The organism is Singulisphaera rosea (genome assembly GCF_054877945.1).
The window spans coordinates 1-391 of sequence record NZ_JBTYIP020000114.1 but is presented as its reverse complement, the minus strand read 5'-3'; the positions used below and the strand labels follow the sequence as shown (position 1 = coordinate 391).

Genomic DNA, 391 nt, shown 5'->3' with positions numbered 1-391 from the left:
AACCCGTGATGGGGACTAAGTCGTAACAAGGTAACCGTAGGGGAACCTGCGGTTGGATCACCTCCTTTCTAAGGACAACCTTGGAAAACCCGGCCCGTACCGGCCCAGGGGCTTCGGCCCTCGGGCATGTCGAGGCCGCATCGGCACCGTCTCCAATAATCAGGCGTACCCACGCCGGCTCCCCACGGGGGTCTGCATGCGAAAGATGTGAACCCACGATCGATCGAGAAGGCGTCTCGGGGTCCCGCCCATCCGTGGGCGGATCTCCCGGGGCCTCTTCCATGTTCCCACCGCTGGGTGCGGGGCGTGGCCGATGCGTTCGGCCCCGCCCCCTGGCCAGCGGCCAGTGGGGCAGATCCTGGAGCAGTCTCGACGCCTCGGCGTCGGGGGT

The 391-nt window shown here is 66.5% G+C and carries 1 rRNA gene; it reads left to right on the top strand.

Features of this window, described 5'->3' with window-relative positions:
- Window positions 1–68 (top strand): 16S ribosomal RNA (locus tag ACYOEI_RS41190); the annotation flags it as partial.
- Between the last annotated feature and the right edge of the window lie 323 nt (window positions 69–391).